Origin of the sequence: Stutzerimonas nosocomialis, assembly GCF_005876855.1 — a bacterium.
Classification (GTDB): domain Bacteria; phylum Pseudomonadota; class Gammaproteobacteria; order Pseudomonadales; family Pseudomonadaceae; genus Stutzerimonas; species Stutzerimonas nosocomialis.
In genome coordinates, this window is the sequence record NZ_QLAE01000007.1 from 81,604 (window position 1) to 96,065 (window position 14,462).

Genomic DNA, 14,462 nt, shown 5'->3' on the forward strand with positions numbered 1-14,462 from the left:
GATTGCTGCCCACTGGCGTCAGGCGGGCGGCCGATGCCCCCGCCCGGTCGATCAGCCCTTCTTCTGCGCGAAGAGCTGATCCAGATGCTGCTCATAGGCGTGATAGCCGATGCGCTCGTACAGCTCCATGCGCGTCTGCATGGTGTCCACCACGTTCTTCTGGGTGCCGTCGCGGCGGATCGCGGTGTAGACGTTCTCGGCGGCCTTGTTCATCGCGCGGAACGCCGACAGCGGATAGAGCACCAGCGAGACGTCCGCGCTCGCCAGCTCTTCGGTCGTATAAAGAGGCGTCGAGCCGAACTCGGTGATGTTGGCCAGGATCGGTGCCCTCACCCGCGCCGCGAACTGCCGGTACATTTCCAGTTCGGTGATTGCCTCGGGAAAGACCATGTCCGCGCCCGCCTCGACACAGGCTTCGGCGCGCTCCAGGGCGGCCTCCAGCCCCTCCACCGCCAGCGCGTCGGTACGCGCCATGATCACGAAGCTGTCGTCGGTGCGCGCGTCGACCGCCGCCTTGATCCGGTCGACCATTTCCTGCAGCGAGACGATCTCCTTGTTGGGCCGATGGCCGCAGCGCTTGGCGCCGACCTGGTCCTCGATATGGATGGCCGCGGCGCCGAACTTGATCATCGAACGCACGGTGCGCGCCACGTTGAAGGCCGAGGAGCCGAACCCGGTGTCGACATCGACCAGCAGCGGCAGGTCGCAGACATCGGTGATCCGGCGCACGTCGGTGAGCACGTCGTCCAGGCCCGAGATACCGAGGTCCGGCAGGCCCAGCGAGCCGGCCGCCACCCCGCCGCCGGACAGGTAGATCGCCTTGAAGCCGGCGCGCTTGGCCAGCAGGGCGTGGTTGGCGTTGATCGCGCCGACCACCTGCAGCGGATGTTCGCTGGCGACCGCATCGCGAAAGCGCTGCCCGGCAGATGCTTGAGTCATGACTCACCTCGTTGGTTGGCTGTCTTGTCCGTTGCGTCCCTGAAGTGACGCTCGATGTTGCGCTTGGACGCACCGATGTGGCGGCGCATCAGCAGCTCGGCCAGCTCGCCGTCACGGTCGGCGATGGCGTCGAGAATGCGGTGGTGCTCGGCGAACGCCTGGTGCGGGCGGTTCGGCGTCGCGGAAAACTGGATGCGGTACATGCGCACCAGCTGGTAGAGCTCGTCGCACAGCAGCTTGGCCAGGGTTCGGTTGCCGCTGCCCTGGATGATCCGGTAGTGGAAATCGAAATCCCCTTCCTGCTGGTAGTAGCCGACGCCGGCCTGGAAGGCCTCGTCGCGTTCGTGGGTCTCCAGCACCCGGCGCAGCTCGTCGATCTCGGCCTGGCTCATGTGCTCGGCCGCGAGCCGGCAGGCCATGCCTTCGAGCGACTCGCGAATCTCGTAAAGCTCGACCAGCTCGCGATGGTCCAGGGATACCACCCGCGCGCCCACATGCGGCACGCGCACCAGCAGCTTCTGGCCCTCAAGGCGATGGATGGCCTCGCGCAGCGGCCCGCGGCTGATGCCGTAGGTGCGCGCCAGCTCCGGCTCGGAGATTTTGCTGCCCGGCGCGATGTGCCCCTGCACGATGGCCGACTGGATGCGGCGGAACACGTGCTCCGACAGGGTTTCGCTGTCCAGTGCCGCTGCGGGGGGAAACTCAAGGGATTCGAGCATATTGTCTACACCGACACCGCTTTCAGAGGCGAAACCTACGCCTTGAGCCCAGATTGGTCAACAACAGGCGAGCGATTGTCGACAATAGACCTGTCAGCGCATTGCCGAGCCCACATGAACCGCCTGTCGCGACCGCCAACCCCCCATGCTAGAATCCGCGCCTTGTTGCGCCTGGGTCTACTCGGCCGACTCCGTTCCGCCAGCACTCTTGCCTATCCAGGCCTGAACCGATTCCACAGGATCTATGAGCCTCAAACCCTACCTTCTGTTATTCGGCCTGATCGGCTGCGCCAGTGCAGTCGGCGCCGAGAAAAACATCTATGGTCTGAACGAAAACGTGGCGCTGCCCGAATTCGGGCTCGAGGTCCAGGCCAAGCTCGACACCGGCGCGCAGACCGCGTCGCTGAGCGCTCGCGACATCGAGCGTTTCAAGCGCAAGGGCGAGTCCTGGGTGCGCTTCTACCTGGCGATCGACGACGCCCACGAGCACCCCATCGAGCGTCCCCTGATGCGGGTGAGCAAGATCAAGCGGCGCGCCGGCGACTTCGATCCCGAGGAAGACAAGACCTACACCGCCCGCCCGGTGATCGAACTCGAACTGTGCATGGGCAAGGTCAAGCGAAACGTCGAAGTGAACCTCACCGACCGTACCGCTTTCCAATACCCGTTACTGATCGGCTCCGATGCGCTCACCCGCTTCGGCGCATTGATCGACCCCAGTCTCTCCTATGCCGCCGGTAAGCCCGGCTGCCTCAAAGATTCCGCTGACGAGTAATACACATGCGCGCTCTTACCCTGCATCTGAAGGTCCTGATTTTTCTGCTCGTCGCCATCGGCGTGGCAGTAACGGGCTACCAGATCTTCGTCCTCGGCATTCCGGTGACCGAGGATGAAACCGATGACCTGTGGAACATCGACGCCAAGGTCGAATTCCAGGCCAATCCGCGCGAACCGGTGAAGGTGCAGATGTTCGTGCCGCCGCTGAACCAGGAATTCGTCAGCCTCAACGAGAGCTTCATCTCCAACAACTACGGCGTGAGCGTCAACCGCAGCGAAAACAACCGCCGGGTGACCTGGTCGGCACGTCGCGCCAGCGGCAACCAGACCCTGTACTACCGCCTGGTGCTGACCAAGCGCTACAGCGGCGAGCAGACCAAGCCCAGCGGCCCGATCTTCCGCGACAGCATCCCGGTCGAAGGGCCGGAAAAGATCGCCGCCGAAGCCCTGCTTTCCCCAATCCGCCAGCACTCGGCGGATGTCGAGACCTTCATCAGCGAAGCCATCAAGCGCGTCAACAACGCCAACGACGACAACGTCAAGCTGCTGCTCGGCGGCGACGCCTCGACGCCGAACAAGGCCCGCGTGATCGAACTGCTGCTGTCCATTGCCCACGTGCCGATGGAGCGCGTGCACACCGTGCGCCTGATCGCCGAACAACAGCAGGCGCCGGAACTCTGGCTGCGCAGCTTCAACGGCAACCGCTGGCTCTACTTCAACCCGGAGAACGGCGACCAGGGCCTGCCGGCCGACCGCCTGGTCTGGTGGACCGGTGACGAGCCGCTCATCACCGTTGAGGGCGGTCGCAATCCGCGCATCAGCTTCACTCTGAACAACAGCGAGATGAACGCCATTCGCCTCGCCAAGCTGACCGACGAGAACACCGACGGCGCCTTCCTCGACTATTCGCTGTACGGCCTGCCGCTCTCCACCCAGCAGACCTACCAGATCATGATCGTCATCCCGATCGGCGTCCTGGTGATCCTGATCCTGCGCAACCTGATCGGCATCCAGACCCTGGGGACGTTCACCCCGGTCCTGATCGCCCTGGCCTTCCGCGAGACGCAGCTGGGCTTCGGCATCCTGCTGTTCACCCTGATCACGGCGCTCGGACTCTCGCTGCGCTCCTACCTCGAACACCTGAAGCTGCAGATGCTGCCCCGATTGTCGGTGGTACTGACCTTCGTCGTGGTGCTGATCGCGGTGATCAGCCTGCTCAGCCACAAGCTGGGCCTGGAACGCGGCCTCTCGGTCGCACTGTTCCCGATGGTGATCCTGACCATGACCATCGAACGCCTGTCGATCAGCTGGGAAGAGCGCGGCGGCGGCCACGCCTTCAAGGTCGGCGTCGGCACCATCATCGCGGCGTCCCTGGCGCACGTGCTGATGAGCATTCCGGAAGTGGTCTACTTCGTCTTCACCTTCCCGGCCGTCTTGCTGATCCTGGTGGGCTTCATGCTGGCGATGGGTCGCTACCGCGGATATCGGCTGTCGGAGCTGATCCGCTTCAAAGCCTTTCTGAAGGATTGATCCATGTTCGGCCTGTTCAAGACGTGGAAAGCCCTCGAAGCCAAGGGGATCATGGGCATCAACCGGCGAAACGCCGACTACGTGCTCAAGTACAACAAGCGCAGCCTGTACCCGATCGTCGATGACAAGATCATCACCAAGCTGCGCGCGATCGAAGCCGGGATCAACGTGCCGGAGATGTACGGCATCATCGAGACCGAAAAGGACATTTCCAAGCTGGCCGAGATCGTCAAGGATCGCCCCGATTTCGTGGTGAAGCCCGCGCAGGGCGCCGGCGGCGACGGCATCATGGTCATCGCCGACCGTTTCGAAGGCCGCTACCGCACCGTCTCAGGCAAAATCATCAGCCACGAGGAGATCGAGCACCAGATCTCCAACATCCTCACCGGGCTGTACTCGCTGGGCGGACATCGCGACCGCGCGCTGATCGAATACCGCGTCACCCCGGACCAGATCTTCAAGAGCATCAGCTACGAGGGCGTACCGGACATCCGCATCATCGTGCTGATGGGCTACCCGATCATGGCCATGCTGCGCCTGCCGACCCGCCAGTCCGGTGGCAAGGCGAACCTGCACCAGGGCGCCATCGGCGTCGGCGTGGACCTGGCCAGCGGCGTCACCCTGCGCGGCACCTGGCTGAACAACAAAATCACCAAGCACCCCGACACCACCAATGCGGTGGACGGCGTGCAGCTGCCCAACTGGAATGGCTTCATGAGCCTGGCGGCCGGTTGCTACGAGCTGTGCGGCCTGGGCTACATCGGCGTCGACATGGTGCTGGACCAGGAGAAGGGCCCGCTGATCCTCGAGCTGAACGCACGTCCCGGCCTCAACATCCAGATCGCCAACGATTGCGGGCTGACGCACCGGGCCCATGCCGTCGAGGCGCGCCTGGCCGAACTCAAGGCCAAGGGCATCCAGGAAACCGCCGACGAGCGCGTGCGGTTCGCTCAGGAACTGTTCGGCCACGTCCCCACCCACGACTGAGCCCGCTCCCGCCCGACGCGGGAGCACGCTCCGCATACAGCTACCATGGCGCTCTGCACGCTACACCCACTGCCCTACCAGGCCGACCCGCGCGGCTATTTCGAACCTGTCCGCCAGGCGCCCGGCGCGGTGCTGCTCGACTCCGGCCGCCCCACCGCCAGGCGGGGCCGCTTCGACCTGATCAGCGCCTGGCCCGAACGGCTCCTGCAGGCGCAGCCGGAAGAAAGCGGCGCGGCGTATTTCCAGCGGCTGCGCGAGGCCCTGGCCGGGCTGGGCCACGCCGAACTGCCCGAGGGCTGCGAGCTGCCATTCGCCGGCGGGCTGATCGGCCTGCTGGCCTACGATTTCGGACGCCAGCTCGAGCGCCTGCCCCACTCCACGCTCGCCGACCTGACACTGCCGCCCGCCCAGCTGGGGCTCTACGCCTGGGCGCTGGTCACCGACCATGACCAGGGCAGCAGCCAGCTGGTGTTCCATCCGACGCTTCCCGACGCCGAGCGGCAGCGTCTGGTGGCGCTGTTCAGCGAACCCTCCGTGCCAGCCTCCACGCCGTTTCGTCTGCAGCGCCCCTTCTCCGCCGACCAGCCATTGGCGCGGTATCGCGAGGCGATCGAACGCATCCAGCACTACATCGGCGCTGGAGACTGCTATCAGGTCAACTACGCGCAGCGCTTCTCGGCCGCCTATGCCGGCGACCCCTGGCAAGCCTACAGCGCGCTGCGCGACGCCTGCCCCACGCCCTTCGCCGGCTTCGTGGCGTTGCCCGAAGGCGCCGTGCTCAGCCTGTCGCCGGAGCGCTTCCTGCGCAGTCACGCCCGCCAGGTCGAGACCCGGCCGATCAAGGGCACGCGGCCCCGCTCAGCCGACGCCAGGGTCGACGCCGAGCAGGCCAGCGCCCTGCTTGCCAGCATCAAGGATCGCGCGGAAAACCTGATGATCGTCGACCTGCTGCGCAACGATCTGGGCCGCACCTGCGACGTGGGCAGCATCCGGGTGCCGGAGCTGTTCGCCCTGGAAAGCTACCCGAACGTGCACCATCTGGTGAGCAGCGTCACCGGTACGCTCGCCGCCGGAAAGGATGCCTTCGACCTGCTGGCCGGCAGCTTTCCTGGCGGATCGATCACTGGCGCGCCGAAGATACGGGCGATGCAGATCATCGACGAGCTGGAGCCCACCGACCGCAGCATCTATTGCGGCTCGCTGCTCTATATCGACGTTCGAGGGGAGATGGACAGTTCGATCACCATCCGCACCCTGCTGGCCAGCGAAGGGCGAATCAGCTGCTGGGGTGGTGGCGGGATCGTCGCGGACTCGGACTGGCAGGCCGAATACCAGGAATCGATCGACAAGGTGAAGGTCCTGCTGCAGACGCTGGAGCGGCTTTAGCCAGAAGCTGGAAGCGCCAGGACGGCAACGCCCCGGTCAGGGGTTTCCGCCACAGGCTTCCAGCTTCGCCGTTCTTAAAGCGCCAGCTTGCGGTTGGACGCCTTGATGAACTCGCGCTTGAGGTCATCGTAGGTGTGCACCGCCGGGAACTGCGGGAACTCCCGAATCACGTTGTCCGGCGCATGGAACAGAATGCCTGCGTGCGCTTCGGACAGCATGGTGGTGTCGTTGTAGGAATCGCCGGCAGCGATGACGCGGTAGTACAGGCTCTTGAGCGCGATGACCGACTGGCGCTTCGGGTCCTTCTGGCGCAGCTGGTAATCCACCACACGGTCGGTCTCGTCGGTGATCAGCCGGTGGCACAGCAAGGTCGGGAAACCGAGCTGGCGCATCAGGGGCTGGGAGAACTCGTAGAAGGTGTCGGACAGGATCACCACCTGGAAGCGCTCGCGCAGCCAGTCGACGAATTCCACGGCGCCTTCCAGGGGTTCGAGCGTGGCGATCACCGACTGGATATCGCCCAGCTTGAGACCATGCTCGTCGAGGATGCGCAGGCGCTGCTTCATCAGCACGTCGTAGTCGGGAATGTCCCGCGTGGTCGCCCGCAGCGACTCGATGCCGGTCTTTTCGGCGAACGCGATCCAGATCTCCGGGACCAGTACGCCTTCAAGGTCGAGGCAGGCTATTTCCACAGGGCCACTCCTAATGCGAATAAAAGAAGCGGCACTCTAGCGACAAGGCAGAGGCGAAGCAACGCAGCGCTTATTCCATACCGACGGGGTTTTATGCCTTAAAGATTATTTAGAGGCATAACACGGGTTTGCTACCATCCCCGGCCCTGAGAGCGCCGCCAAGCGCCATACAAAGGAACCGCCTGATGAGCCAAACCTTCGATATCGCCGAACTCGCCGCGACCTATGCCGGCAAGTCGCCGCAGGAAATTCTCACCCTCGCCTTCGACCTGTTCGGCGATGACCTGTGGATTTCCTTCAGCGGCGCCGAGGATGTGGTGCTGGTGGACATGGCGTGGAAGCTGAACAAGAACGTCAAGGTGTTCACCCTCGACACCGGGCGTCTTCACGGCGAGACCTATCGTTTCATCGAGCAGGTTCGCGAACACTACAACATCGCCATCGACATCCAGACCCCCGACCCCGCCCTGCTCGAACCGCTGGTCAAGGAGAAAGGGCTGTTCAGCTTCTACCGCGACGGCCACGGTGAATGCTGCGGTATCCGCAAGATCGAACCGCTGCGCCGCAAGCTCGCCAGCGTGCGCGCCTGGGCCACCGGCCAGCGCCGCGACCAGAGCCCCGGCACCCGCAGTCAGGTCTCGGTGATGGAGCTCGACACGACCTTCTCCACGCCGGAAAACACCCTGATCAAGTTCAACCCGCTGGCGCAGATGACCAGCGAAGAGGTCTGGGGCTACATCCGCATGCTCGAAGTACCCTACAACAGCCTGCACGAGCGCGGCTTCGTCAGCATCGGCTGCGAGCCCTGCACCCGCCCGGTGCTGCCCAACCAGCACGAGCGCGAGGGCCGCTGGTGGTGGGAAGAAGCCACCCACAAGGAATGCGGCCTGCACGCCGGCAACCTGATCGCCAAGGCCTGACGGCACCCCGCCCCCCAAAAAAAAGCCATTCGGTATACCGAATGGCATTTTTGCTTGCGGGCCTTTTGCTAGTGCGTGGGCAGCTCGACGTCGGCGAACAGCTCGTCCAGTTCGGCCTTGTTGTGGCACTGGATGGCTTTTTCCAGCACGCCACGGTCCAGATGGGGCGCGAACTTCTGGATGAAGTCGCACATGAACCCACGCAGGAAGGTCCCGCGACGAAAGCCGATCTTGGTCACGCTGGCCTCGAACAGCTCGCTGGCATCGAGCATCACCAGGTCCTGGTCGAGCTTGGCATCGACCGCCATGCGGGCCACGATGCCGACGCCCAGCCCCAGGCGCACGTAGGTCTTGATCACATCGGCATCGGCCGCGGTGAACACCACCTTGGGTGACAGTCCGCGATGGCTGAAGGCCTCGTCGAGTTTCGAGCGCCCGGTGAAGCCGAATACGTAGGTCACGATCGGGTGCTCGGCCAACGCTTCGAGGGTCAGCTTGTCGAGCTTGGCCAGCGGGTGGCCCTGGGGCACGATCACGCACCGGTTCCAGCGGTAGCACGGCATCATCACCAGATCGCCGAAATGCTCCAGCGCTTCGGTGGCGATGGCGAAATCCACGGTCCCGTCGGCGGCCATCTCGGCGATCTGCATCGGGGTGCCCTGATGCATGTGCAGGGAGACGTCGGGATACTGCTTGATGAAGTCGCCGATGATCGCGGGCAAGGCGTAACGCGCCTGGGTGTGGGTGGTCGCGATGGTCAGCGTGCCCTTCTTCTCGTTGGAGAACTCCTGGGCGATCTGCTTGATGCTTTCGCATTTGCGCAGGATCTCGCCGGCGGTGAAGATGATCCGCTCGCCGGCCGGGGTGATCCGCGTGAGGTGCTTGCCGCTGCGGGCGAAGACCTCCACACCGAGTTCGTCTTCGAGCAGGCGTATCTGTTTGCTGATGCCAGGCTGCGAGGTGAACAGGCTTTGCGCCGTGGCCGAGACATTGAGGTCATGGTGCGCCACTTCCCAGATGTAGCGCAGTTGCTGCAGCTTCATAAACGATCCTCAAAGGTCAGGTCGGAGCCGGCTTGGGTTTTATAACCATATGGCTGGCTTAGCTGAGATTCTAGATCTTTTTCGACACTTTGCTCATAGCGCGAGCGCACATCTTCATGTGCGGTTCGGCAGCATCGGTACCAGGTAGACCGGCACCTCTGCCAGCTGGACCAGCCGCGCCGCGGTCCGGCCCAGGGGCGTGTCCAGCCCCATGCCATGGCTATGGCTGCCGATCACCAGCAGATCGACGCCGAGGCGCTCGGCCTCGGCCAGGATGACCTGCGGCGGGTCACCCTGCAGCACGCGCACGGCGCGGATCAGCTCACGATCGTCGATACCGTCGCCCACGTCGTCCATGAAGCCTTCGTGCACCCGGGCCTCGAGATTGGCCATGACGGCCGACAGCCCGCCATCATGGAGCGAATCGATGGCGTCCGGCTCAAGATAGGTCTGCAGCACCGACTCGGCGAACAACCCCAAGGGCTCGACCGCATGCACGACATAGAGGTCCGCCCGGTACGCCCTTGCGAGCGAGAGCGCGTGCTGCAACACATAGGCGGCATACAGACTCAGGTCCGTGGCATAGAGAATTGATCGGATCACGTGGCCTCCTCGACTGCAGTCAGACCCGATCAGAGCTTAGCAGCCGGCCGACGCCCCGGCGGTCGAGGATGGCCACTCGCCAGATTTCGTGTGCCGCTTATATAACCGCCGTCACACTATCGGCGCCTGACGCGACGACAGGTCATCGATCGAGGTTGCGCGCCTCGAGAAAGCGCAGCGCCTGCAGCAACGCCTCGGTCTTCGGCATCGCACAGCCGGCCTGGGCCGCCGCGGCCAGTGGCGCCGCATAGATCGCTTCGAGTTCCATGGGCCGGCGATGGGCGAAGTCGTGATACATGCTCGGCAGATAGTCCGGCATCCGGCTGGTCGCGACCAGCATCCTGTCCACCAGCACCTCGGGAAGCTGGCACCCGCAGGCAGTCGCGGCCGAGAAGGTTTCTTCCATGATCGCCCTGACCAGCGCCAGGCTGTCGGGGTTCTCCATCAGCGGCTTGGTGCCGGCGCCAAGCAACACCGAGAGACCGTTGTACGGCGCGTTCCAGACCAGCTTCTGCCAGCGTGCCTGAGCGAGGTCGGCCATCGCGGTGGAATCGATACCCGCCGCCTTGAACATTGAAACCCCTTCCTGGACCAGCGACATCTGCGCCTCCTGCCCGTCTGCCGGGCCGGAGTGGTAGGCGATGTTGATGCCGCCGAGCGCTTCGTGCTCGATCACCCCCATCGCCGAGCGGTGCGCGCAGATGAAGCAGAGGCCGCCGAGCAGGTGCAGGTTCGACGGCAGCAACGGCCGCAGCCCGTCCTCGATACCCAGACCGTTCTGCAGCAGCACGACCTTGGCATCCGGCGCCGCCGCAGCACGTATCGCTGGCACCAGCGCCGCGTTGTTGGTGCTCTTGGCACCGACCAGCAGCCAGTCGCACGGCGGCATCTGCTCGGCATCGCGATAGGCCTGCACCGGCTGGAGCTTGAGCGAGCCATGCTGGGCACTGTTGACCACCAGCCCGTTCTCCACCACGGCCAAATATTCGCTACGCAGAAGAAAATGCACGTCGTAGCCGGCACGGGCCAGCATCAGACCGTAAAAGCCACCGATGGCACCAGTACCAATGATGCCGATACGCGGTCGGGATTCGGACATGTGAATACGCTCCATGGCTGTAGATGACGGGTGCCCCGCAAGGCGCACCGGTAGACGCCACAGACGATATCAGCCTCTGCGCGACGCCAGGCAGTGGATCGGCCAGCGGAATACCCGAGGATTTCCCCGACGGGTACCGGCCAGGCGGCACGGGCGCAGGGCTTGCCATTGTCGGCGCGCCCCATAAACGCTAAGGTTCCTTCCCCGCTGCGCCACGCCTCGCTCCGCCGCACCGGGCCGCAGACGGAGCGCACCAGTGAATAGACGAGTGACACGATGGCTGATTTACCGATCGATGACCTTAACGTTGCCTCCAACGAGACGCTGATCACTCCCGACCAGCTCAAACGCGAGATCCCCCTGACCGACGCGGCGTTGAAGACCGTCGCCCACGGCCGCCAGGTCGTGCGGGACATTCTCGACGGCAAGGACCACCGCCTGTTCATCGTCGTCGGCCCCTGCTCCATCCACGACCTCAAGGCCGCGCACGAGTACGCCGGGCGGCTCAGGGAGCTGGCGGCGAAGGTGTCGGACACGCTGTTCCTGGTGATGCGCGTCTACTTCGAGAAGCCGCGCACCACGGTCGGCTGGAAAGGCCTGATCAACGATCCCTACATGGACGACTCGTTCAAGATCCAGGACGGCCTGCACATCGGCCGCCAGCTGCTGCGTGATCTCGCCGAAATGGGGCTGCCCACCGCCACCGAGGCACTGGACCCGATCTCCCCGCAGTACCTGCAGGACCTGATCAGCTGGTCGGCCATCGGCGCTCGCACCACCGAATCCCAGACCCATCGCGAAATGGCCTCGGGCCTTTCCTCGGCGGTCGGCTTCAAGAACGGCACCGACGGCAGCCTGACCGTCGCGATCAACGCACTGCAATCCGTCTCCAGCCCCCACCGTTTCCTGGGCATCAACCAGGAAGGCGGCGTATCGATCGTCACCACCAAGGGCAACCGCTACGGCCACGTCGTGCTTCGCGGCGGCAATGGCAAGCCCAACTATGACTCGGTCAGCGTGGCGATCTGCGAGCAGGAACTGGCCAAGGCCGGCATCCCGGCGAACATCATGGTCGACTGCAGCCACGCCAACTCCAACAAGGACCCGGCCTTGCAGCCGCTGGTGATGGAGAACGTGGCCAATCAGATTCTCGAAGGCAACCAGTCGATCGTCGGCCTGATGGTGGAAAGCCACCTGGGCTGGGGCAATCAGTCGATACCGAAAGACCTCGCCGATCTCAAGTACGGCGTTTCGATCACCGACGCCTGCATCGACTGGGAAACCACGGAGAAGGCTCTGCTGGGCATGCACGCCAAGCTCAAGGACGTGCTGCCCAAGCGTCCCCGCGGTTAATCGTGCATCCATGAAACACGCCGGCGATCGCCGGCGTTTTTCATTCCGAAGCGGCAACACCCTTCTGCTGCTGTCGCTCCATGTAGCGCTCCACATAGGAACACGACGGAATCACCGTATAACCCTCGCGAGCAGCGTAATCGAGTGCTTCCTGCGCCAGCAGCGCAGCGATTCCGCGACCGCGCAAAGCGTTCGGGACAAAGGTGCGGTAGATATCGAGGGTCTGCTTGCCCAGGTCCATATAGGCCAGATAGGCGCGATGGCCGTCGACCGTAACCTCGAACTGATGACCGACCTGGTCATGGTGAATGGTCAGCGCATCGCTCATCTTCGTTCCTCGGCAGGGTCGGACTGCGGAACGACCCGCAGCGATTCAAGGGGGCTTAGGACCCCACTCATTGTTCGGTCATGCTAACGCTTCGCAAGACTTGGCCACAATCGCCGAAGAGCAAACGCGGCAATGGCGGCGGCGCTGCGTATATCCATTTGATTGCGGGTTCAACCTCAGGTTCGCGGAATTTTTCCGGTCTCAAACTGACTTACCAGCAGGCGTATCGTAGATGCGCTTGCTAACCAAACCGTACGACCTCATAAAGCACTTATAATTGATACGGTTATCCGTAACGCCCTGGAAAGTTGCACTCACGTCTGGGTCGAAAAAAGCGCTGCCGTTGCGCTGGCTCAGTTTACTTACCGGAAGTTATAGGTAGTATGTGCGCGCCAACTTTTCATGACTGGGAAGTTGCTTTATGGAATTCCACTTTAAGGGGAACACGATGAACAACGTTCTGAAATTCTCTGCTCTGGCTCTGGCCGCTGTTCTGGCTACCGGTTGCAGCAATAACATGACCCAAGAAAGCGAAGCCCGTCTGACCGCTACCGAAGACGCCGCTGCCCGCGCCCAAGCCCGTGCCGACGAAGCCTACCGCAAGGCTGACGAAGCCATGGCCGCCGCTCAGAAGGCCCAGCAGACCGCTGACGAAGCCAACGAGCGCGCTCTGCGCATGCTGGAACGTGCCAGCCGCAAGTAAGCGACACGGATACGAAAAAGCCGACCTCGAGGTCGGCTTTTTTATGCCCGCAGTTCTTCCTCAGAAGATCGACTCCATCTGACTGGCGACGGCGGTATCGGGCTCGGCGATCTGAACCGGCAGGCCATCTTCGGCGGCAATGATGTCGCGGATCATTTCCCAATCCAGCCGGACGTTGGCCAAGCCTTCTCCACGGCTGAGCAGCCCGTTGATCACCGCCGCATGCTTGTCCATCAGCGACAGGCCCTTCTCCTCGGCCTCCAGCGGCGTATGCGCCTCCAGATAGACCCGGCCTTCGCTGACACCGAACTTGTAGGGCTCGTTGATGATGCGCACCTTGGTCCCGACCGGCACCATCGCGGCCAGTTCGAGCAGGTTGTGATTGAGCATGCGGAAACACCCATGGCTGACCCGCGTGCCGATGCCGAACTTCTTGTTCGACCCGTGGATCAGGTAGCCCGGCAGCGCCAGGGTCATCTTGTAGGGCCCCAGCGGGTTGTCCGGCCCCGGCGGCACAACGCGCGGCAACGGGTCGCCCTCGGCGGCGTGTTCGTCGCGGATCGACTGCGGCGGATACCAGGCCGGATTGGGCGTCTTGACGGTGATCCTGGTGCTGGTGATCGGCGAGTCCCAGCCTTCCCGACCGATGCCCAGCGGGTAGGTGTGCACCACCGGCTCGCCCTCGGGGAAGTAATACATCCGGTACTCGGCCAGATTGATCACGATGCCTTCGCGCGGCCCGGGCGGCAGGATGAAGCGCGTCGGCAGGATGATGTCGGTGCCCTCGCCCGGGAGCCAGGGGTCGACGCCGGGGTTGGCGGCGACCATTTCCAGGTAGCCCAGGTCGTTGGCATCGCCGATGTCGGAAAAGGTGTCCTCGTATCGGGCCTTGATGACCTGGACCTGACCGACGATGTCGCTGCCGTCCGGTGGCAGGGGCAACTCCAGCGCGGCAGCCGGTAACGTCGAGCACAGGGCGGCGAGAGACAGACAGAGAACCAGCGCAGGCGCACGCGACAGCATCGGCAGAAGTCCTTGGAATACGAGAATGACAGGGTTGCGATTGTACATTGACCGCTGCCGCCGGCGAGAGCTACCAGGCGAGCGTCGACGCCGAACGGCCTTTGCGCTGGGCCTTCAACAGCTCGTGACAGGCGCTGCACAGGCGCCGATCCTTGAGCATCGGCAGTTGCAGCTCGAGCCAGCGCGGCTGGGCCGGGAGCAGCCCGCCACAGAGCGTGCGGTCCGCCGTGCCGTTCAGCTCCAGTTGCCGGGCAGCCAGATGCAACCGGTTTTCACGGCAGGCGAACAGGTCGAACTGCTCATCCGGCTCGATCAGCCGATAGGCGTAGGGGGTCCAGCTTGGGCGCGGCATCCGGGTGC

Annotated in this window: 16 protein-coding genes; 7 read left to right on the forward strand and 9 right to left on the reverse strand. The window is 63.8% G+C overall.

Annotated features, from left to right (window positions below; translation table 11 throughout):
- Positions 1–51: 51 nt before the first annotated feature.
- Positions 52–939, reverse strand: coding sequence for a methylisocitrate lyase (prpB, locus tag DN824_RS06260; RefSeq protein ID WP_138407487.1), 888 nt, complete (start codon positions 937–939; stop codon positions 52–54).
- Positions 936–1,658, reverse strand: coding sequence for a GntR family transcriptional regulator (locus DN824_RS06265; protein WP_138407488.1), 723 nt, complete (start codon positions 1,656–1,658; stop codon positions 936–938). The genes prpB and DN824_RS06265 overlap by 4 nt, the downstream gene beginning before the upstream one ends.
- A gap of 244 nt (positions 1,659–1,902) precedes the next feature.
- On the opposite strand from DN824_RS06265, the gene rloA reads away from it, so the two are divergent.
- Genes rloA through pabB form a run of 4 tightly spaced genes read left to right on the forward strand, consistent with a single transcriptional unit; the run spans position 1,903 to position 6,338 of the window.
- Positions 1,903–2,433 carry a retropepsin-like aspartic peptidase RloA gene (gene rloA / locus DN824_RS06270; RefSeq protein WP_138407489.1) on the forward strand — a complete coding sequence of 177 codons (531 nt, stop codon included), beginning with the start codon at positions 1,903–1,905 and terminating at the stop codon, positions 2,431–2,433.
- Positions 2,434–2,438: 5 nt separating this feature from the next.
- A complete protein-coding gene (rloB, locus tag DN824_RS06275) occupies positions 2,439–3,965 on the forward strand; it encodes an osmotic stress tolerance membrane protein RloB (RefSeq protein ID WP_138407490.1) in 1,527 nt (508 codons plus the stop codon).
- A gap of 3 nt (positions 3,966–3,968) precedes the next feature.
- On the forward strand, positions 3,969–4,952 hold the full coding sequence (locus DN824_RS06280) for an alpha-L-glutamate ligase-like protein (protein WP_138407491.1): 984 nt from the start codon (positions 3,969–3,971) through the stop codon (positions 4,950–4,952).
- A 45-nt stretch (positions 4,953–4,997) separates the two neighbouring features.
- Entirely contained in the window at positions 4,998–6,338 is a 1,341-nt protein-coding gene (pabB, locus tag DN824_RS06285; protein ID WP_138407492.1) for an aminodeoxychorismate synthase component I, read from the forward strand.
- Between the two features lie 74 nt (positions 6,339–6,412).
- On the opposite strand, the gene thrH is transcribed toward pabB, so the two are convergent.
- Entirely contained in the window at positions 6,413–7,030 is a 618-nt protein-coding gene (gene thrH / locus DN824_RS06290) for a bifunctional phosphoserine phosphatase/homoserine phosphotransferase ThrH (RefSeq protein ID WP_138407493.1), read from the reverse strand.
- A 185-nt stretch (positions 7,031–7,215) separates the two neighbouring features.
- Here thrH and DN824_RS06295 point away from each other — a divergent pair, with 185 nt between their 5' ends.
- On the forward strand, positions 7,216–7,950 hold the full coding sequence (locus DN824_RS06295; protein WP_138407494.1) for a phosphoadenylyl-sulfate reductase: 735 nt from the start codon (positions 7,216–7,218) through the stop codon (positions 7,948–7,950).
- Between the two features lie 68 nt (positions 7,951–8,018).
- Here the strand turns inward: DN824_RS06295 and cysB are convergent, their stop codons facing one another.
- The 3 genes from cysB to DN824_RS06310 form a co-directional block, all read right to left on the reverse strand.
- On the reverse strand, positions 8,019–8,993 hold the full coding sequence (gene cysB, locus DN824_RS06300; RefSeq protein WP_138407495.1) for an HTH-type transcriptional regulator CysB: 975 nt from the start codon (positions 8,991–8,993) through the stop codon (positions 8,019–8,021).
- A 114-nt stretch (positions 8,994–9,107) separates the two neighbouring features.
- Positions 9,108–9,596, reverse strand: a complete 489-nt coding sequence (locus tag DN824_RS06305; protein ID WP_138407496.1) for a universal stress protein — start codon at positions 9,594–9,596, stop codon at positions 9,108–9,110.
- Between the two features lie 142 nt (positions 9,597–9,738).
- Positions 9,739–10,695, reverse strand: coding sequence for a putative 2-dehydropantoate 2-reductase (locus DN824_RS06310; RefSeq protein WP_138407497.1), 957 nt, complete (start codon positions 10,693–10,695; stop codon positions 9,739–9,741).
- 276 nt (positions 10,696–10,971) lie between these two features.
- Between DN824_RS06310 and DN824_RS06315 the strand changes: the two genes are divergently transcribed.
- Positions 10,972–12,048 (forward strand): 3-deoxy-7-phosphoheptulonate synthase, encoded by a 1,077-nt coding sequence (locus DN824_RS06315; RefSeq protein ID WP_138407498.1) that lies wholly within the window; start codon positions 10,972–10,974, stop codon positions 12,046–12,048.
- A gap of 40 nt (positions 12,049–12,088) precedes the next feature.
- On the opposite strand, the gene DN824_RS06320 is transcribed toward DN824_RS06315, so the two are convergent.
- Entirely contained in the window at positions 12,089–12,376 is a 288-nt protein-coding gene (locus DN824_RS06320) for a GNAT family N-acetyltransferase (protein ID WP_138407499.1), read from the reverse strand.
- A 448-nt stretch (positions 12,377–12,824) separates the two neighbouring features.
- On the opposite strand from DN824_RS06320, the gene DN824_RS06325 reads away from it, so the two are divergent.
- Positions 12,825–13,079: an Lpp/OprI family alanine-zipper lipoprotein gene (locus tag DN824_RS06325; protein ID WP_138407500.1), complete on the forward strand. Its 255-nt coding sequence runs from the start codon at positions 12,825–12,827 to the stop codon at positions 13,077–13,079.
- A gap of 60 nt (positions 13,080–13,139) precedes the next feature.
- Here DN824_RS06325 and DN824_RS06330 read toward each other — a convergent pair whose 3' ends face one another.
- Positions 13,140–14,102, reverse strand: a complete 963-nt coding sequence (locus tag DN824_RS06330) for a L,D-transpeptidase family protein (protein ID WP_138407501.1) — start codon at positions 14,100–14,102, stop codon at positions 13,140–13,142.
- A gap of 70 nt (positions 14,103–14,172) precedes the next feature.
- Entirely contained in the window at positions 14,173–14,454 is a 282-nt protein-coding gene (locus tag DN824_RS06335) for a hypothetical protein (protein ID WP_138407502.1), read from the reverse strand.
- Positions 14,455–14,462: the final 8 nt, after the last annotated feature.